This window comes from Methylobacterium sp. M6A4_1b (assembly GCF_053345175.1).
Genome location: NZ_JBKEZQ010000025.1, coordinates 1 through 13,092 on the forward strand (window position 1 = coordinate 1; position 13,092 = coordinate 13,092).

At 71.1% G+C, this 13,092-nt stretch carries 13 protein-coding genes; 4 read left to right on the plus strand and 9 right to left on the minus strand.

Annotated elements, in window-relative coordinates; all coding sequences use genetic code 11:
* Positions 1-230: 230 nt before the first annotated feature.
* The 3 genes from ACLBWX_RS18845 to ACLBWX_RS18855 form a co-directional block, all read right to left on the minus strand.
* Complete coding sequence (locus tag ACLBWX_RS18845) at positions 231-1,436, minus strand: IS701 family transposase (RefSeq protein WP_447678234.1); 1,206 nt, start codon at positions 1,434-1,436, stop codon at positions 231-233.
* Positions 1,437-1,681: 245 nt separating this feature from the next.
* On the minus strand, positions 1,682-2,986 hold the full coding sequence (locus tag ACLBWX_RS18850; RefSeq protein ID WP_447678526.1) for a lipopolysaccharide biosynthesis protein: 1,305 nt from the start codon (positions 2,984-2,986) through the stop codon (positions 1,682-1,684).
* A 22-nt stretch (positions 2,987-3,008) separates the two neighbouring features.
* Positions 3,009-4,010, minus strand: coding sequence for a lipid II:glycine glycyltransferase FemX (locus ACLBWX_RS18855; protein WP_447678527.1), 1,002 nt, complete (start codon positions 4,008-4,010; stop codon positions 3,009-3,011).
* A 221-nt stretch (positions 4,011-4,231) separates the two neighbouring features.
* Between ACLBWX_RS18855 and ACLBWX_RS18860 the strand changes: the two genes are divergently transcribed.
* A complete protein-coding gene (locus ACLBWX_RS18860; RefSeq protein WP_447678528.1) occupies positions 4,232-5,011 on the plus strand; it encodes a polysaccharide deacetylase family protein in 780 nt (259 codons plus the stop codon).
* Positions 5,008-6,132: a glycosyltransferase family 4 protein gene (locus ACLBWX_RS18865; protein WP_447678529.1), complete on the plus strand. Its 1,125-nt coding sequence runs from the start codon at positions 5,008-5,010 to the stop codon at positions 6,130-6,132. Before ACLBWX_RS18860 ends, ACLBWX_RS18865 begins: the two co-directional genes overlap by 4 nt.
* A 19-nt stretch (positions 6,133-6,151) precedes the next feature.
* Here the strand turns inward: ACLBWX_RS18865 and ACLBWX_RS18870 are convergent, their stop codons facing one another.
* Both ACLBWX_RS18870 and ACLBWX_RS18875 read right to left on the minus strand, forming a co-directional pair.
* Positions 6,152-6,976, minus strand: coding sequence for a WecB/TagA/CpsF family glycosyltransferase (locus ACLBWX_RS18870; protein WP_447678530.1), 825 nt, complete (start codon positions 6,974-6,976; stop codon positions 6,152-6,154).
* A 26-nt stretch (positions 6,977-7,002) separates the two neighbouring features.
* Positions 7,003-8,265, minus strand: a complete 1,263-nt coding sequence (locus tag ACLBWX_RS18875) for a glycosyltransferase family 4 protein (protein ID WP_447678531.1) — start codon at positions 8,263-8,265, stop codon at positions 7,003-7,005.
* Positions 8,266-8,942: 677 nt separating this feature from the next.
* Here ACLBWX_RS18875 and dps point away from each other — a divergent pair.
* The gene (gene dps / locus ACLBWX_RS18880; RefSeq protein ID WP_447678532.1) at positions 8,943-9,494 is read left to right on the plus strand and encodes a DNA starvation/stationary phase protection protein Dps; all 552 of its coding nucleotides are present in this window, start codon (positions 8,943-8,945) and stop codon (positions 9,492-9,494) included.
* A gap of 318 nt (positions 9,495-9,812) precedes the next feature.
* Here dps and ACLBWX_RS18885 read toward each other — a convergent pair whose 3' ends face one another.
* The 3 genes from ACLBWX_RS18885 to ACLBWX_RS18895 all read right to left on the minus strand — a co-directional run bounded on the left by ACLBWX_RS18885 (position 9,813) and on the right by ACLBWX_RS18895 (position 11,717).
* Positions 9,813-10,760 carry a lipase/acyltransferase domain-containing protein gene (locus ACLBWX_RS18885; RefSeq protein WP_447678533.1) on the minus strand — a complete coding sequence of 316 codons (948 nt, stop codon included), beginning with the start codon at positions 10,758-10,760 and terminating at the stop codon, positions 9,813-9,815.
* 193 nt (positions 10,761-10,953) lie between these two features.
* A complete protein-coding gene (locus tag ACLBWX_RS18890) occupies positions 10,954-11,190 on the minus strand; it encodes a DUF2171 domain-containing protein (protein WP_447678534.1) in 237 nt (78 codons plus the stop codon).
* A 329-nt stretch (positions 11,191-11,519) separates the two neighbouring features.
* Positions 11,520-11,717: an energy transducer TonB gene (locus tag ACLBWX_RS18895; protein WP_447678535.1), complete on the minus strand. Its 198-nt coding sequence runs from the start codon at positions 11,715-11,717 to the stop codon at positions 11,520-11,522.
* Positions 11,718-12,173: 456 nt separating this feature from the next.
* Here ACLBWX_RS18895 and msrA point away from each other — a divergent pair, with 456 nt between their 5' ends.
* Positions 12,174-12,692, plus strand: coding sequence for a peptide-methionine (S)-S-oxide reductase MsrA (gene msrA, locus ACLBWX_RS18900; RefSeq protein ID WP_447678536.1), 519 nt, complete (start codon positions 12,174-12,176; stop codon positions 12,690-12,692).
* 75 nt (positions 12,693-12,767) lie between these two features.
* On the opposite strand, the gene ACLBWX_RS18905 is transcribed toward msrA, so the two are convergent.
* Positions 12,768-12,977: a hypothetical protein gene (locus tag ACLBWX_RS18905; protein WP_447678537.1), complete on the minus strand. Its 210-nt coding sequence runs from the start codon at positions 12,975-12,977 to the stop codon at positions 12,768-12,770.
* Positions 12,978-13,092: the final 115 nt, after the last annotated feature.

Sequence of the window (13,092 nt, forward strand, 5' to 3'; positions counted from 1 at the left end):
CTAGCATTACAGTTGCGTTTTGGTGTGTGATGTCTGTTGGGTGGCTGTCCTGGGCTTCGGGCCTTGTCGTCGCCGTTTGGGGTGTGCGGTACGGCGTTTGAGATGGGCTTGGCGGGCGGCGGCCTGATGCGCCCGTCGCCAGAGCGACCATGCGATGACGTGAGCGGGCTGGATGCGCCGCTGCGCGAGACGGACCGCGATGCGGCGGATCTCCTGCACTGACCAGCGGATCAATGGGCGCGCGGTCTCGTCCGAGCCGGTCTTTTTGGGGGCGGTGCGTTGGCGTGACGGCGGATCACCGCCAGCAGGGCAAAGGCCATCATCACCAGGCTGACGTGTCGGTGCCAGCCGTGCCAGGAGCGGGTCTCGTTGTGAGCGAGCCCGAGTTCGGTCTTGGCCGTCTCGAACGCATCCTCGATGCTCCAACGCCGTCCCTCGACGTCGACCAGGGTCTGGATCGGCGTGCCGGCCGGGCACCAGGTCGTGAAGTAGAACCGCTCGTCGTCAGCCAGGCTGCGCCGGATCAGGAGCCCCCGCGTCCACAGGCCGGTCTGGTCGTCGGCACCATCGAGGTCGGCCAGTTCGCAGTAGGCCCAGTCGTACAGCCGCGCGCCCTTCGTCCCGTCGCCCGCCGACAGACGCGTCCAGGCCGTCGGAGCAAGGCCGTTCGCGATCGCCTCGGCGGTGCCCGCCACCGGTGGCTTGTCGATCCAGGAATTGAGCCTGTGATCACTCTTGACCCCGAGCACGTAGCCCTTGCCCGCCCGGCGTAGCGCTTGTCCGATGTCGCCGACCCCGTACACGGTATCGGCCGCCACCCAGGAAAACGGCACGTCGGCGGCCATCGCCCGCTCGATCATCGCCAGAGCCAGCCCCGGCTTGGTCGCGAAGGCCGTCCCCTCCGGCACGTGGGCGGCGGCCAGCCGGGCCGGATCCGAAGTCCAGGTCTTGGGCAGGTACAAGGCCCGATCGATGAAGGCATGACCGTGCCGTGAGGCGTAGGCCGCAAACACGCCGATCTGACAGTTCGTAATCTTGCCGGCCGAGCCGGTGTACTGACGATGCACGCCGCACGAGGCTTTGCCCTGCTTGAGGAAGCCGGTCTCGTCGAGGACCAGAACCGCATCTGGGTCGGCCAGCGTCTCCAGGGCATAATCCCGCACCACGTCGCGCAGGGTGTCGGCATCCCAGCGTCCGCGACCGAGCACGGCCTGTTGACGCCAAGGCCCAGGATCGCCCGCGGCTTCCGCCCGCATCCAACCGGTCTTGCGCCGCTCCGTGCCGAGCAGTCCGTCCAGGAACGCGCCCGCCGAGGCGGCGACCCGCTCCTGGGTGAACAGGGGCCGCATGCGCCCCTTCACGTCTCGCAGCGACGAGGCCCACAACTCCAGCGTCGCCTCGACAGAGGTCCCGGTCGTCCATGATGCGCGAATCATGGTGAGGCAGAGATTCAGAACCTCGTCGGAAACGCAACTGTAATGCTACGCCACCGGCTTCTCCAGCGAGAGCGCGTTCTCGCGCGCGTTCAACCGGCGCTTCGGCGTCCTGCCGCGGGAGACGGGACTGAGCGCGGCCCTGTCCGGCATGGAGCGCGAGACGCAGCCGGCGCTGTTCTCCTGGGTGAAGGCCCTCGCGGCCTGACCCCGACGGCCGAGGGCGCGCGGCGCCCGGATCCGGCGGTTCAGCCGCCCCGGGCCGAGCGCCGGCGCATGGTCAGGATCAGGTGCGCGGCCGAGACCGCGTGCCCGATCGTGATGACGAGGGCGGCTCCGGTGATCCCGTACCAGGCGATCAGCGGGACCATGATCGCCAGGGAGACCGCGAGGCTGACCACGAAGGCCCGGAAGACGGGGCCGGTGTCCTGGATCGCCCGGAAATACTGGGTCACCATATCGCGCAGGAAGATGCAGGCGACCGCGAGCGCCAGGATGCGCACGCTGGCGGCGTAGTCCGCGAAGGCCGGCCCGAACACGAGGGCGAGCCAGGTCCCGGCCGGGAGCGCGATGGCGAGGAGGAGCAGGGCGACCACGGGACCGAGGGTCAGCGTCGCATTCTCCAGATAGGCGCGCAGGCCCCGGTCGCCGCCGGTCTCGAAGGCCTGCGCCGCGGCCGTGGGGAGGATGTTCTCGGTCGCGGTCAGCAGGATGATCACGAAGCCGACGAGGTACTGCGCCGCCCGCAGGCCGCCGATCGCCTCGTCGCCGAGCGCGATCCCGGCGACGATCCACGCCATCTGCTCCTGCCCGAAGGTGACGAAGACCAGGGGGAACATCCAGCGGGCGATGCCCCAGTGCCGCCGCGCCACCGGCACGAGGCGCAGCGGGCGCCGCGGCGCGCGCCAGATGCCGTAGGCGAGGGGGGCGGCGGTGACGAGGGCGGTGCCCGCCAGCAGGGCGGTGGCCAGGGCCGCGTCGAGGACGCGGCCGGACCACCAGGCGACCGCGAGGGCCAGGGGGAAGGCCGCGGCCCGGGCGGTGTCCATCGCCACGGCGACGAGGCCGCGCCCGCGGGCGAACAGGGTGCGGCGCACGGTGAGCTGGAGGTTCTGCGCCACCGTCAGGGCGGCGCCGGCGACGACGACGCCGGTCTCCACGGCGTGGTGGCGCAGGGCGAAGATGACGACGAGGGCCAGGGCGACGCCGGCCGCAGCCACGACCGAGGCGAGGAGGGCGGCGGCCAGGACGGTGGCGTCGTAGGTCGGGGCCGACCGGCGCCCCCGCGCCGCCAGCGTCATCATCGGCGCCGTCACCAGGGCGTTGTGCAGCCCCTGCGCGAAGGCCGTCACGATCAGGATCAGGACGAAGAGGCCGAATTCCTCGATGCCGACCAGGCGCGCGGTGGCGATCCCGCTGACGAAGCCGAAGCCGCTGACGACGGCCTGGTCGAGCAGGGAGGCGAGGGCCGGACGCCGGGCGAAGCGCCGCGCGCGGGCGACGAGCCCGGCCTCGTCGCCGCCGGGCTGGATCACGGGAGCTTGCGGGACCATCGACCTCCGGGGGACGCGTCGCTCAGCGATAGGACAGGAAGGCCGCCGCCGCATCCCGCAGGCGCGGGGTGCGGCCATAGATCCAGCGCGGGCCGCTCAGGGCCGGCGTCTTGCTCAGGCCGTGCTTGAACTCGAAGACGCCCCGGTTGTTGGCCGGGTCGATGCCTCCGAAATCGAAGGTCCGGCGCCCCTCGGCATGGGCCTGCTCGACGAACCGCCAGACCGCCAGGGTCGGGGCGGCGCAGGCCCGCGCCCGGTCGTTCGAGGCGGTGTAGAAATCGGTGAAGCGCTGGCCCGAGACGTGGGCGATGCGGATCAGCACCCGCTCGCCCTTCTCGCGCACCTCGAGGATGCGGTGGTGGGGATCGCGCGCGACGAGGTCGCGGAAGAGCGGCCCGTTGAGGCTGTCGCGGAAGCCCTTCTGGGCCTGGAGCGCGCCGTACATCTCCCAGAAGACGTCGAAGGCCGCGAGGCGCTCGTCGACATCGGTGAGGAATCGCGTGGTGAGGTCGGGATTGCGCTCGGCCTTGCGCAGGGCCTTGCGCCAGCGCTGGTCCATCGCCTGGAGCAGCGGCTCGGTGCCCCCCGTCAGGTCGAGTTCCAGGGTGAAGTACTTGGCCGACTGCGCCGGCACGAAGCCGTGACCCAGCAGGGCGAGGAGCATCGCGTCGGACTGGAAATGCTCGAAGCTCACCGCCACGAGGTCGAGGCGGCCCAGCGTCAGGTGCGCGAGGAACAGGGCGACCACCGCGTCGGCGTGCTTCTCGCCCTTCTCGGTGAGGAGCGGGCAGCCCTGGAGCAGGAGGAAGCGCACGAAGCCGCGCCGCTTCACCTGATACTGGATCAGCGCCACCGGCGTCTCGCTCGCATCGCGCACGACGAGGCGTGTCACGTCCCAGCCGATCCTGGCCTTGTAGGCGCCCCACATCCACGACGCGAAGACGTTGCCGCGGGGCAGCGACCAGATCGCTTCGTCCCAGACGGCCGGATCCGGGCAGGGACGGATGGTCAGTGCCGCGCTCATCGGAGTGTCATGCCTCGCAGGTCCGCCGAACCCGTATGTCCGTCTTGTCGATCGGTCGATCGAGGCGCCTTCTTACGGTGGAATTCGTCTCATCCCCGCTCGCGCGGCGCTCGTCTTCGGGCAAGACTGCAAAGATCCTTAATTTAACGCTGTTGGCGGATGGTTCCGGGGATGTCCGTCCCGTCGCTGCTGATCAGCCGCGGATCTGTTAAGGTCGCGTCATGCCCAGGACGTTCGAACATTTCCTCCGCGACACGCCCGTCCTGCGCGAGGCGGCCCTGCGGGTGCGGGCCTTGTCGCGGTCGATGGCGGCGGCGCCGCCCGGGCTCTACACCCTCTGCTATCACCATGTCGCCCCGGGCCGACAGGAGTGCTTCGCCCGTCAGCTGCGCTTCCTCGGCCGGCACGGCACCTTCGTCACGGCGGACCGGGCGGCCGAGCTCGTCGCGCGCGGGGAGGCCGCCGATAGCCGCTCCTTCCTCGTCAGCTTCGACGACGGCTACGCCGACACCCACGCGGTGGCGCTCCCGGTGCTGCGCAGCCTGGGCGTTCCCGCGATCCTGTTCCTCGTCAGCGACTGGATCGACACGCCCCCGGACGCGGACCGGGCCGGCTACATGGACCGCGCCGCGGTGGACGACTGGCTCGCCGCCGGCCTCGACGTCGGCTCCCATTCCGCCACCCACCGCAACCTCGCGCGCCTCGACGCGGCGCAGATCGGCGCCGAACTGACCCGCTCGCGCCGGGACCTGCAGGCGCTGACCGGCCGCGCCGTCCGGGACTTCGCCTGCCCCTGGGGCGTGGCCGGCACCGACTTCGACCCGGCGCGGGACACGGCGCTGGCCCGGGAGGCCGGCTACCGCAGCTTCCACACCACCCGCCGGGGCGTGGCCCGCGGCCCGGACGACCTCATGCTGATGCCGCGCCACGTCCTCGAGCCGGAATGGGGCCTCTACCAGATCGATGCCCTGTTGGGCGGGCGGGCGCGCGCCGCCCGATGAGCCGAACCGCATCCGGGCGCCGCGACGGCCCCGTGGTGATCGTGATCGGCGCGCGCGCGCCGTACATGCACCGCCTCTACGAGCGCCTGGGCGCGGCCCTCGACCGGCCCCTGCACGTGCTGGCCTGCAGCGCCCGCGAGGCGGCCCGGCAATGGGAGATGCCCGAGCCGGAGGCCTACCGCTTCGCCGTGGTGCCCGGGCTGCGCTGGTACCGCAGCGCGGTGAGCAACCTCTACGTCAACCCGGCCATCGTGCCCCGCCTCGCCGCCCTGCGCCCGAGCGTCCTCGTGGTCAACGACTTCGCCCCCACCATGCTGATGGCCGCCGCGGCCGCGCGCGCCCTGGGCGTGCCCTACGGCCTGCGCACCGACGGCGTGCCCGAGACCGATCCCGGGCGGCGCTCGCGGCCCCACCGGGCGATGCGGCGGATGCTGGTGCCGGGCGCGCGCTTCGGCCTCGGGCCGAGCGCGGGCAGCCTCGCCCTCCTCGAAGGCTACGGCCTGCCCGCCGACCGCCTCGCGCTGGCCCCGCTCTTCCCGGCCTGGGATGCCGGCCCGGCGGCGGGCACGCCCGATGCGGACCGCCCCTACGACCTCCTGTTCTGCGGCATCCTCAACGAGGCGGTGAAGGGCGCGCGCTTCTTCACCGACGTCGTCCTCGCCTGTGCGGCCCGCGGCCGGGCTCTCCGGGTCCGGGTCGCCGGCGACGGTCCCCTGCGCGCCGAGATGGAGGCGCGCCTGGCGGCGGCCGGGGTCGCGACCCGGTTCGACGGCTTCGTGCAGCAGGCGGATCTCGGCGCGGTCTACGCCTCGGCGCGGCTGTTCCTGTTCCCGAGCCGGGGCGACGTCTGGGGCATCGTCCTGCAGGAGGCCCTGCAGAGCGGGACGGCGGTGCTCGCCTCGCCCCATTCGGGCGCGGCGCGGGAACTCGTCGCGGCCTCCGCTTGCGGCGAGGTCCGTCCGATGGACGTGGAGGGCTGGGCCGACGCGGCCCTGGCGCTCCTCGACGATCCCGACCGGCGGGCCGCCTTCCGCGGCCGGGCCGTGCCGGCCCTGGCGCGGTTCTCCCTCGACGCCGCGACGCGGGCCTACCGCGCGGCGCTCGGCCCCGCCATCGCCTGAATCCGGCGCCGGGGCCGGCTCAGAACAGCGGGACGCCGTCCGGCGGCGCGGCGCGCTTGGTCCGGCGGGCGCGGTCGAAGGCCACGATGGCGAGGAAGCGCGGCACCACGTGGGCGTAGCGGGCGCGCAGGCGCCGGGGCTCCTGGATCAGGCGGAAGAGCCATTCGAGGCCGCACCAGGTCATCACCCGCGGCGCCCGCGGGATCGTGCCGATGTTCACGTCGAACGCCGCCCCGACGCCCATGGCGACGATCCCCGGCAGGTACGGGGTGTGCGCCTGCATGAAGAGTTCCTGCTTGGGCGTGCTGAGCCCGATCCACACGATCTGGGTGCCGTTGGCGCGCAGGCGCCCGTAGAGGTCCTCGGCCTCCGCTTCGGTCAGGGGCCGGTAGGGCAGGGTCTCGGCGCCGGCCACCGCGAGGCCGGGCGCGCGCCGGGACATCTCGGCTGCGAGCTTCTCGGCCACGCCGGGTCCGCCGCCCAGGAAGAAGTGGCGCCAGCCCGCCTCGACCCCGGCCCGGCACACGGCCTCGACCGATTCGATGCCCGGCACCTGGGCGATGGCCTTGTGACCGCGCAGGCGCCCGACCCAGGCGAGCGGCCGCCCGTCGGCGCAGACCAGGAGGGCGGCGTCGTGGGCCGCGCGCACATCCGGCTCGTCCTGGGCCCGGACGATGCCGTGCGCGTCGCGGAAGACCACGAAGGTGCCCGGGGCGGGCGTGCGCCGGCTCAGGCGGCGCCGGAGCGCCGCGACGAGGCCGCCCATGTCGGTGATCGAGACCGGGATGCCGCCGAGGAGGAAGTGCGGGACATCCGGATCGTGGCCCCAGGCGCGCGCAGTCATGTCGGTGTCCGTCGGAAGGGGGCGCGTCATGCGGCGGCCCGGGCAGTGTCTGAGGAGCGGGCCGAGACGGCTTCGCGGTAGATCGACAGCGCGCGCGCGGTGACGGCGGCTTCCGTCCAGTCGCGCTCGTAGGCGAGGCGCGCCCGGCGGCCCATCGCCCGCGCGGCGTCGGGGTCGTCGACGATCCGGTCGAGGGCGCGGGCGAGGCCTGCGGGATCGCGCGGCGGCACGAGGAGGCCGGTCTCGCCGTCGGCGACGAGGTCGGCCAGGGCGCCGATGCGCGAGGCGACCACCGGCGTGCCGAGGCTGAACGCCTCGGCGATGACCATGGGAAGGCCTTCGTACCAGTGCGAGGGCACCACCAGAGCGGCTGCCCGCGCCATCGCCGCCTGAACGGCGCCCCGGTCCTGGGGGCCGAGGACGGTCAGGCCGGGCGCGCGGCGCAGGACCGCCTCCTCGGGACCCTCGCCGATGACCGTCACGGACGCGCGGCCGAGCCCCGCGGCCTCGATCAGGGTGCCGACGCCCTTCTCGGGCACGAGCCGCCCGACGAACAGGATGCCGGCCCGCGGACCGGCGGTGTCGAGGCCCGGATCGGCGAGGCCGTTCGGCTTGATCCGGATGCGGCTCTCCGGGAGGCCGGCGGCGAGGAAGCGCGCGCGGGCGAAGGGGGTGAGCGCGATGAAGCGGTCCACGTCCCGCTGCCAGGTGCCCGCCCGCCGGTGCACGTCGATCATCCGCGCCACCGCCAGCGATCCCAAACGGGAGCCCCGATAGCAGGCGTGCCGCACCGCCTGATAGGGGGAGCCGCCCACGCAATCCTCACAAGGTCGGGATTCGCGCATGAGGATGCCGTTGGCGCAGGTCACACGGAAATTGTGGAGGGTCTGGACGGTGGCGGCCCCTTCGGCCCGCACGGCCGCATGCATGCCCGGCGACACCTGCGGAAACACGTTGTGCGCATGCACCACGTCGGGCCGGAACGCGCGCACCGCCTCGACCACGGCGGCGATCCCGCGCGGCGCGTGCGCCGCCTCGTAGGCCGTGCGCAGGCGGTCCCATCCGGTGCGGATGCTGGCATTGTCGAAGAAGAGCGTCTCGACGGCCTGCCCGGCGCGGCGCAGGCTCGCCACCTCCTGGGCCACCACCGAATCCTCGCCGCCGCGCACCTGGTAGCGGTTGTGCACCACGAGGATGCGCAGGGGCGCGTCGTGGCGCGCGGCCTCGGGCGCGGCCGGCGCGGAAGCACCGCCACCCGGACGGTTTCGAGCGACCTCTGAACGCATCATCGCGACATGCCATACCCGGTACGGTGGCAGCGCGGCTGCCGGCGAAGTGAATGACGAGCGTGAGGCCGCCGCCGAACCTTCGCAAGACTAGGCCTGCTCGTCTTAAGAATTGTCACCGTCTTCCAAGGATCGCGCCGCATCGCCGTTCACCTTTATCTTACCACGTTGGACATCCGGGGCTTGGTGTCGGTCGCCCGAAAGACCAGGAGCGGCGGAGAGACTCGGAGCGGCGGACGAATCGAGGTCGGCGGCGAGAACGGACATACGTCAAGTCAGATGAACGCGCGCCCCTCGATTTCACCGTCGCACCACCGGCCAACGCGGTCCTGGCTCCGTCGTTCGCGCCGGAGGCGGCGACATCAATCTATGGTTGACGATAGCCTGCACCCCGCGTCGTTCGCGCCGCCGGACGAGCGGTCAGGGGGAGTTGGGTCCATGCGGGAGTCGCATGTCTGGTCCGTGATTCACCCGGAACGGCCCCGCGCTGCCAGATCGGCAGGAACATGGACCGGGGCCTGTCGTTGTTTGGCAGATTGACCGTGCGAGCGGCGCCAGCCGCCGCTTGCCCGGGATCAAGCTCAGCCGAAATCTGAGGCTCGGCGCCGCCACCGCCCCTGGAGCGGGTTGCGCGACGCGCCTCCTACGAGGCTTGCTGTAAGACTAGAAGGACGATCCGAATGGCCGATAAGACCCAAGCCGGTAATCAGCGTCTCCACGAGACCCAGAACGGCACCAAGTCCAATGCGAAGAAGGTTTCGATCGACGTGCTGAACGCGCGCCTGTCGGACGGAATCGACCTCGCCCTCGACGTGAAGCAGGCCCACTGGAACCTCAAGGGCCCGCAATTCATCGGGATCCACGAGATGCTCGACGGCTTCCGGACCGAACTCGACGACTACAACGACAAGGTCGCCGAGCGCATCACCCAGCTCGGCGGCACCGCGCGCGGCACCGCCCAGGCCGTCGCCTCGGCCTCGCAGCTGAAGCCCTATCCCCTGGACGCCTACGCGATCGCCGACCACCTGGCCGCGCTGATCGACCGCTACGGCGTTTTCGCCAATGCCGTGCGCCAGAACATCGACGACACCGACGAGGCGGGCGATGCCGGCACGGCCGACCTGCTCACCGAGGTGTCGCGCGGCGTCGACAAGCAGCTCTGGTTCCTCGAGGCCCACGTGCAGGAGCCGACCGGCACCCTGCGCGACGGCGACCACGCCGGCCAGCGCTGAGCTTCGGCCCGACGTCGACGGATTCGGGGGACGCCGCGAGGCGCCCCCTTTTTCGTGGGCGGAGGACACGGAATTCCGGGGCAATTCCGATCGGTCGGGCATGGTTTCCATGAGACGCGCGGCGCCCGTCTGCCCGCCGGGCCGGTGAAGGCAGGGCCGAATCGGCGCGCCCAATAATCGCTCCGCAGGACCGGGTTCAACCCCGGGCCGGGAAGCGGAGCCTGAGATTTGGTCGGGTCGGTTGCGCCGAACCCGACGCGCCGTCGACCCTCGCAGCCCGCGCTCCCCCGCGTCGTGAGACGAGTGCCCGCGCCGCGCTCATTCGGCGTTGCTCCAATCCGAATGCGCCAGCGACCGAGGCTGTGAATGCCCGGTCACGGCCGCTTCCGTCGCGCGTGCCGCCGTGCCGGCCTCCAGAAATCCGCGCGCGATGGCCGAGAACTCCGGCGTGCGCAGGTAGCCGTAGGACTTGTGGTGGTTCGCCTCGCCGGTGGGCCGGCGGTAGTCGTTCACCACCCGGTGATCCTCGACCGCGACGCCGGAATCGTTCGGCCGGAAATCTTCCGCCAGGGTGCCGGCGAGCGTGACGATGTCGTTGCCGTCGGCGAGATTGGTCCATTGGCCGAGGTTGTTCGGAACCCGGGTCTCGCCGAATTCGGCCGCGATCTTCATCTTCACCTTGGCGAGGCCGAGCGGGGCGCCGACGGTGACGAGGTGGTCGATCCGCAGGTCCGGCCGGTCGCGCTCCAGGAGCCGCAGCACGTCGTAGGCGATCACCGAGCCCATGGAATGGGCGACCAGCAGGATGCGGTGGTCGTGGAACTGCGCCAGCCGCTCGCTCAGGCGGGTCCGGACCTCGGCCGCGAAGGCGCGCTCGCCGTGATAGTGCCAGAGGTCGTCGAAACGGTGTTCCAGGATGACGTCGTCGACCAGCGTGATCCCGGTGGCTTCCTCGATGCGGTCGATCCCGGCATAGAGGGTGGCGAGGACGTCCTGGCCGGTCAGGCTCGGGGCGTCGGCCTCGGCGGGGAGGGGACCCGCTGCCGCCTGCGGCCGGTACGGCTCGGCGATGGCCTCGCTGGCGAGCGGCGCCTCGTAGCGCAGGTCGGCCCAGTACACGAAGGCGAGGTCGAAGGCGGCATCCGCGAGCCCTTCGTTCCGCGCCAGGCCCTCGGCGATGGCCTGCCGCCACCAGCGCGTCTTCTCATCGACCGGCGGCTTGTTGGCCAAGCCGTGGATCCCGACGATGACGCGAGGCCGTTCCATGGTGTCCGAGCGTTTCCTGATTCTGGCGGCCGTGCCGTCGCAAGTCTTCGATCATGCAGTTTCGGCTCACGCGAGTTTTCGACTCACGCGAATCTTCGCTGCCGCGCATCTTCGCGACCCCGACGCTTACCTGATCTAGGGCCGACCGCGGGGCGGGCGAGCGGACGAAAGGTCGCCCGGGGGCGGACGCCGCTCAGCCGGCATCCTCCCAGTAGCCGCGGACATCGGCGGCCGTGGCGTTGAGGTGGACGTGTTCGTCCACCCGCTCGACCCAGGCCAGCGGCAGCAGGTGGTGGCGGCCCTGGGCAGCGGGGTCCGACCGGGTCAACTTGATGAGGGTATCGCCCTCCATGTGGTCGACCGTTCCCACATGGAGCCCGTCCGACGACCGGACTTCCATGTGCGCCCTGATTTCCGCTGTCTCTGGCATGTGGCCTTTCCGCTCCGCGACCCTGTACCCTCAACGACCCGGCGCGGCCGAGGTTCGATCGCAGGGCGCTTCGGCACGAGGCTTCAGCCTGGCCGTGCCGGCCCGCCGCTCACCCCGATCGTGCCGGCGATCCCGGTCAAGCTCGAAATCCGGTCGGTTCGGATTCATGGCCGATTCGACCCGCCGGCCCCCGGCGATCTCGAACCGCGTCGACATCGTTCCGGCGAAGGTCTTCGCACTCTTTTTCGGTCGCTACGTCGCCCGGTGCCGCGGCCGTTCCAGCGGCGCGACCTCGACACGACCTCCTTGGTATACCCACGCCCGCAGCGTCAGCGGTCGAGGCGGATCGGGAAGCTGAGATCCGTCGTGCCGGCCGGGGTCAGCAGCGGCGTCGGCGGGGGGCCGAAGGGGCCGGCCGTCCTGACCAGACGCTGCGCCCGTTGATCGAGATCGGCCACGCCCGAACTCTCCTCGACATCCACCCGGTTCACGAAGCCGTCGGCGGCGATCTGAACCCGGACCACCACCGTTCCGGTCCTGCGCTTCCGTGCCGGGGCGGTCCGCCCACGATCGGCGGCATCGATCTTCGCGATGACGTCGGAGAGCTAGGCTCTCACTGCGGGCGGGGTGCGTTCGCGCGCCTGCACCGCCGAACCGATCAGGAGAGCCGCGCCGAGACCGAACCAGCGGACGAGCGGGCCTGGTCTCACTGGCGAACTCCCGAAATGAAAGCAAACGGCGCAGGGCCGATAAGCCGCTGCGCCGCTGGTTCTGGCCGCCGAGGGGGCGATGGCGGCCGTGTTCGTGATGCACCCGCATCGACCGAGTGGATGTGCGCTCAGGCACAGCGGAGCGGCCAGGCGGCGAAAGCGGGGCGGGGCGTGCCGGGTCAGAAGGGCCGCGACATCGCCGCGTGGCGGCAAATCGCCGATCGGCTTCCTATCTATCGCTCATCGCCATCACGCTTCGAGCCGGAGTCAACCATGAGCCATGAACGCGCGGTCCTCGCAGGAGGGTGTTTCTGGGGGATGCAGGACCTGATCCGGCGCCAGGAAGGCGTCGTGTCGACCCGCGTCGGCTATACGGGCGGGGACGTTCCGAATGCCACTTACCGTAACCACGGTACCCACGCCGAGGCCATCGAGATCGTTTTCGATCCCGAGCGGACGAGTTTTCGCCGCGTATTGGAATTCTTCTTCCAGATCCATGATCCGACCACGCCCAACCGTCAGGGCAACGATCGCGGTCTGAGCTATCGCTCGGCGATATACTACACCGACGACGCGCAGAGGCGGGTCGCGCAAGACACGATCGCCGACGTCGATGCATCCGGCCTCTGGCCTGGAAAGGTGGTCACCGAATTGACTCCCGCAGGCCCCTTCTGGGAGGCCGAGCCCGAGCATCAGGATTACCTGGAACGACGCCCCGACGGCTACACCTGCCACTTCGTCCGTCCGAACTGGCGGCTTCCCGTCCGGGCGACCGTCATGGAGAGCAACTGATCGCAGACATCCCCGCCGCCTGTCCGGTTGCGGGGATGCCGAGACGTGAGACGTCCGGCCGGGCGGTCTGGAGCCCTATCGCAGGGTTTCGGATTCACCCGGCCGCAGCAGGCGATCCTGTCCTTCGGGGCCGCCGAGCGAAACATGGGAGTTCAGGCGATCGAGGTGGTCGAACACGTGCTCGAAAGCGCGCGTCACCGCCTGCTCGAAGGACCCGTCGCCCTTGCCCATCGCGGTCTTGAGTCCGTTGATCAGGTCGCGGTGAGTCTCGGTATCGCTCGACATGGTCGCTCCTCGGGGTCCGGCAGGAGTGCCGGCACGTAAGACCAAGTCCTGGTCCCAAATGATGTTCCGGCTGCACCCCGTGCGAGGCTTCCTCCCTGAAGGCAGCCGGACAGGC

Bases quoted from the DNA above. Each gene is read 5' to 3' on its own strand.
- ACLBWX_RS18845 (WP_447678234.1), bottom strand. From the start codon at position 1,436: ATGATTCGCGCATCATGGACGACCGGGACCTCTGTCGAGGCGACGCTG.
- ACLBWX_RS18850 (WP_447678526.1), bottom strand. From the start codon at position 2,986: ATGGTCCCGCAAGCTCCCGTGATCCAGCCCGGCGGCGACGAGGCCGGG.
- ACLBWX_RS18855 (WP_447678527.1), bottom strand. From the start codon at position 4,010: ATGAGCGCGGCACTGACCATCCGTCCCTGCCCGGATCCGGCCGTCTGG.
- ACLBWX_RS18860 (WP_447678528.1), top strand. From the start codon at position 4,232: ATGCCCAGGACGTTCGAACATTTCCTCCGCGACACGCCCGTCCTGCGC.
- ACLBWX_RS18865 (WP_447678529.1), top strand. From the start codon at position 5,008: ATGAGCCGAACCGCATCCGGGCGCCGCGACGGCCCCGTGGTGATCGTG.
- ACLBWX_RS18870 (WP_447678530.1), bottom strand. From the start codon at position 6,976: ATGACTGCGCGCGCCTGGGGCCACGATCCGGATGTCCCGCACTTCCTC.
- ACLBWX_RS18875 (WP_447678531.1), bottom strand. From the start codon at position 8,265: ATGATGCGTTCAGAGGTCGCTCGAAACCGTCCGGGTGGCGGTGCTTCC.
- dps (WP_447678532.1), top strand. From the start codon at position 8,943: ATGGCCGATAAGACCCAAGCCGGTAATCAGCGTCTCCACGAGACCCAG.
- ACLBWX_RS18885 (WP_447678533.1), bottom strand. From the start codon at position 10,760: ATGGAACGGCCTCGCGTCATCGTCGGGATCCACGGCTTGGCCAACAAG.
- ACLBWX_RS18890 (WP_447678534.1), bottom strand. From the start codon at position 11,190: ATGCCAGAGACAGCGGAAATCAGGGCGCACATGGAAGTCCGGTCGTCG.
- msrA (WP_447678536.1), top strand. From the start codon at position 12,174: ATGAGCCATGAACGCGCGGTCCTCGCAGGAGGGTGTTTCTGGGGGATG.
- ACLBWX_RS18905 (WP_447678537.1), bottom strand. From the start codon at position 12,977: ATGTCGAGCGATACCGAGACTCACCGCGACCTGATCAACGGACTCAAG.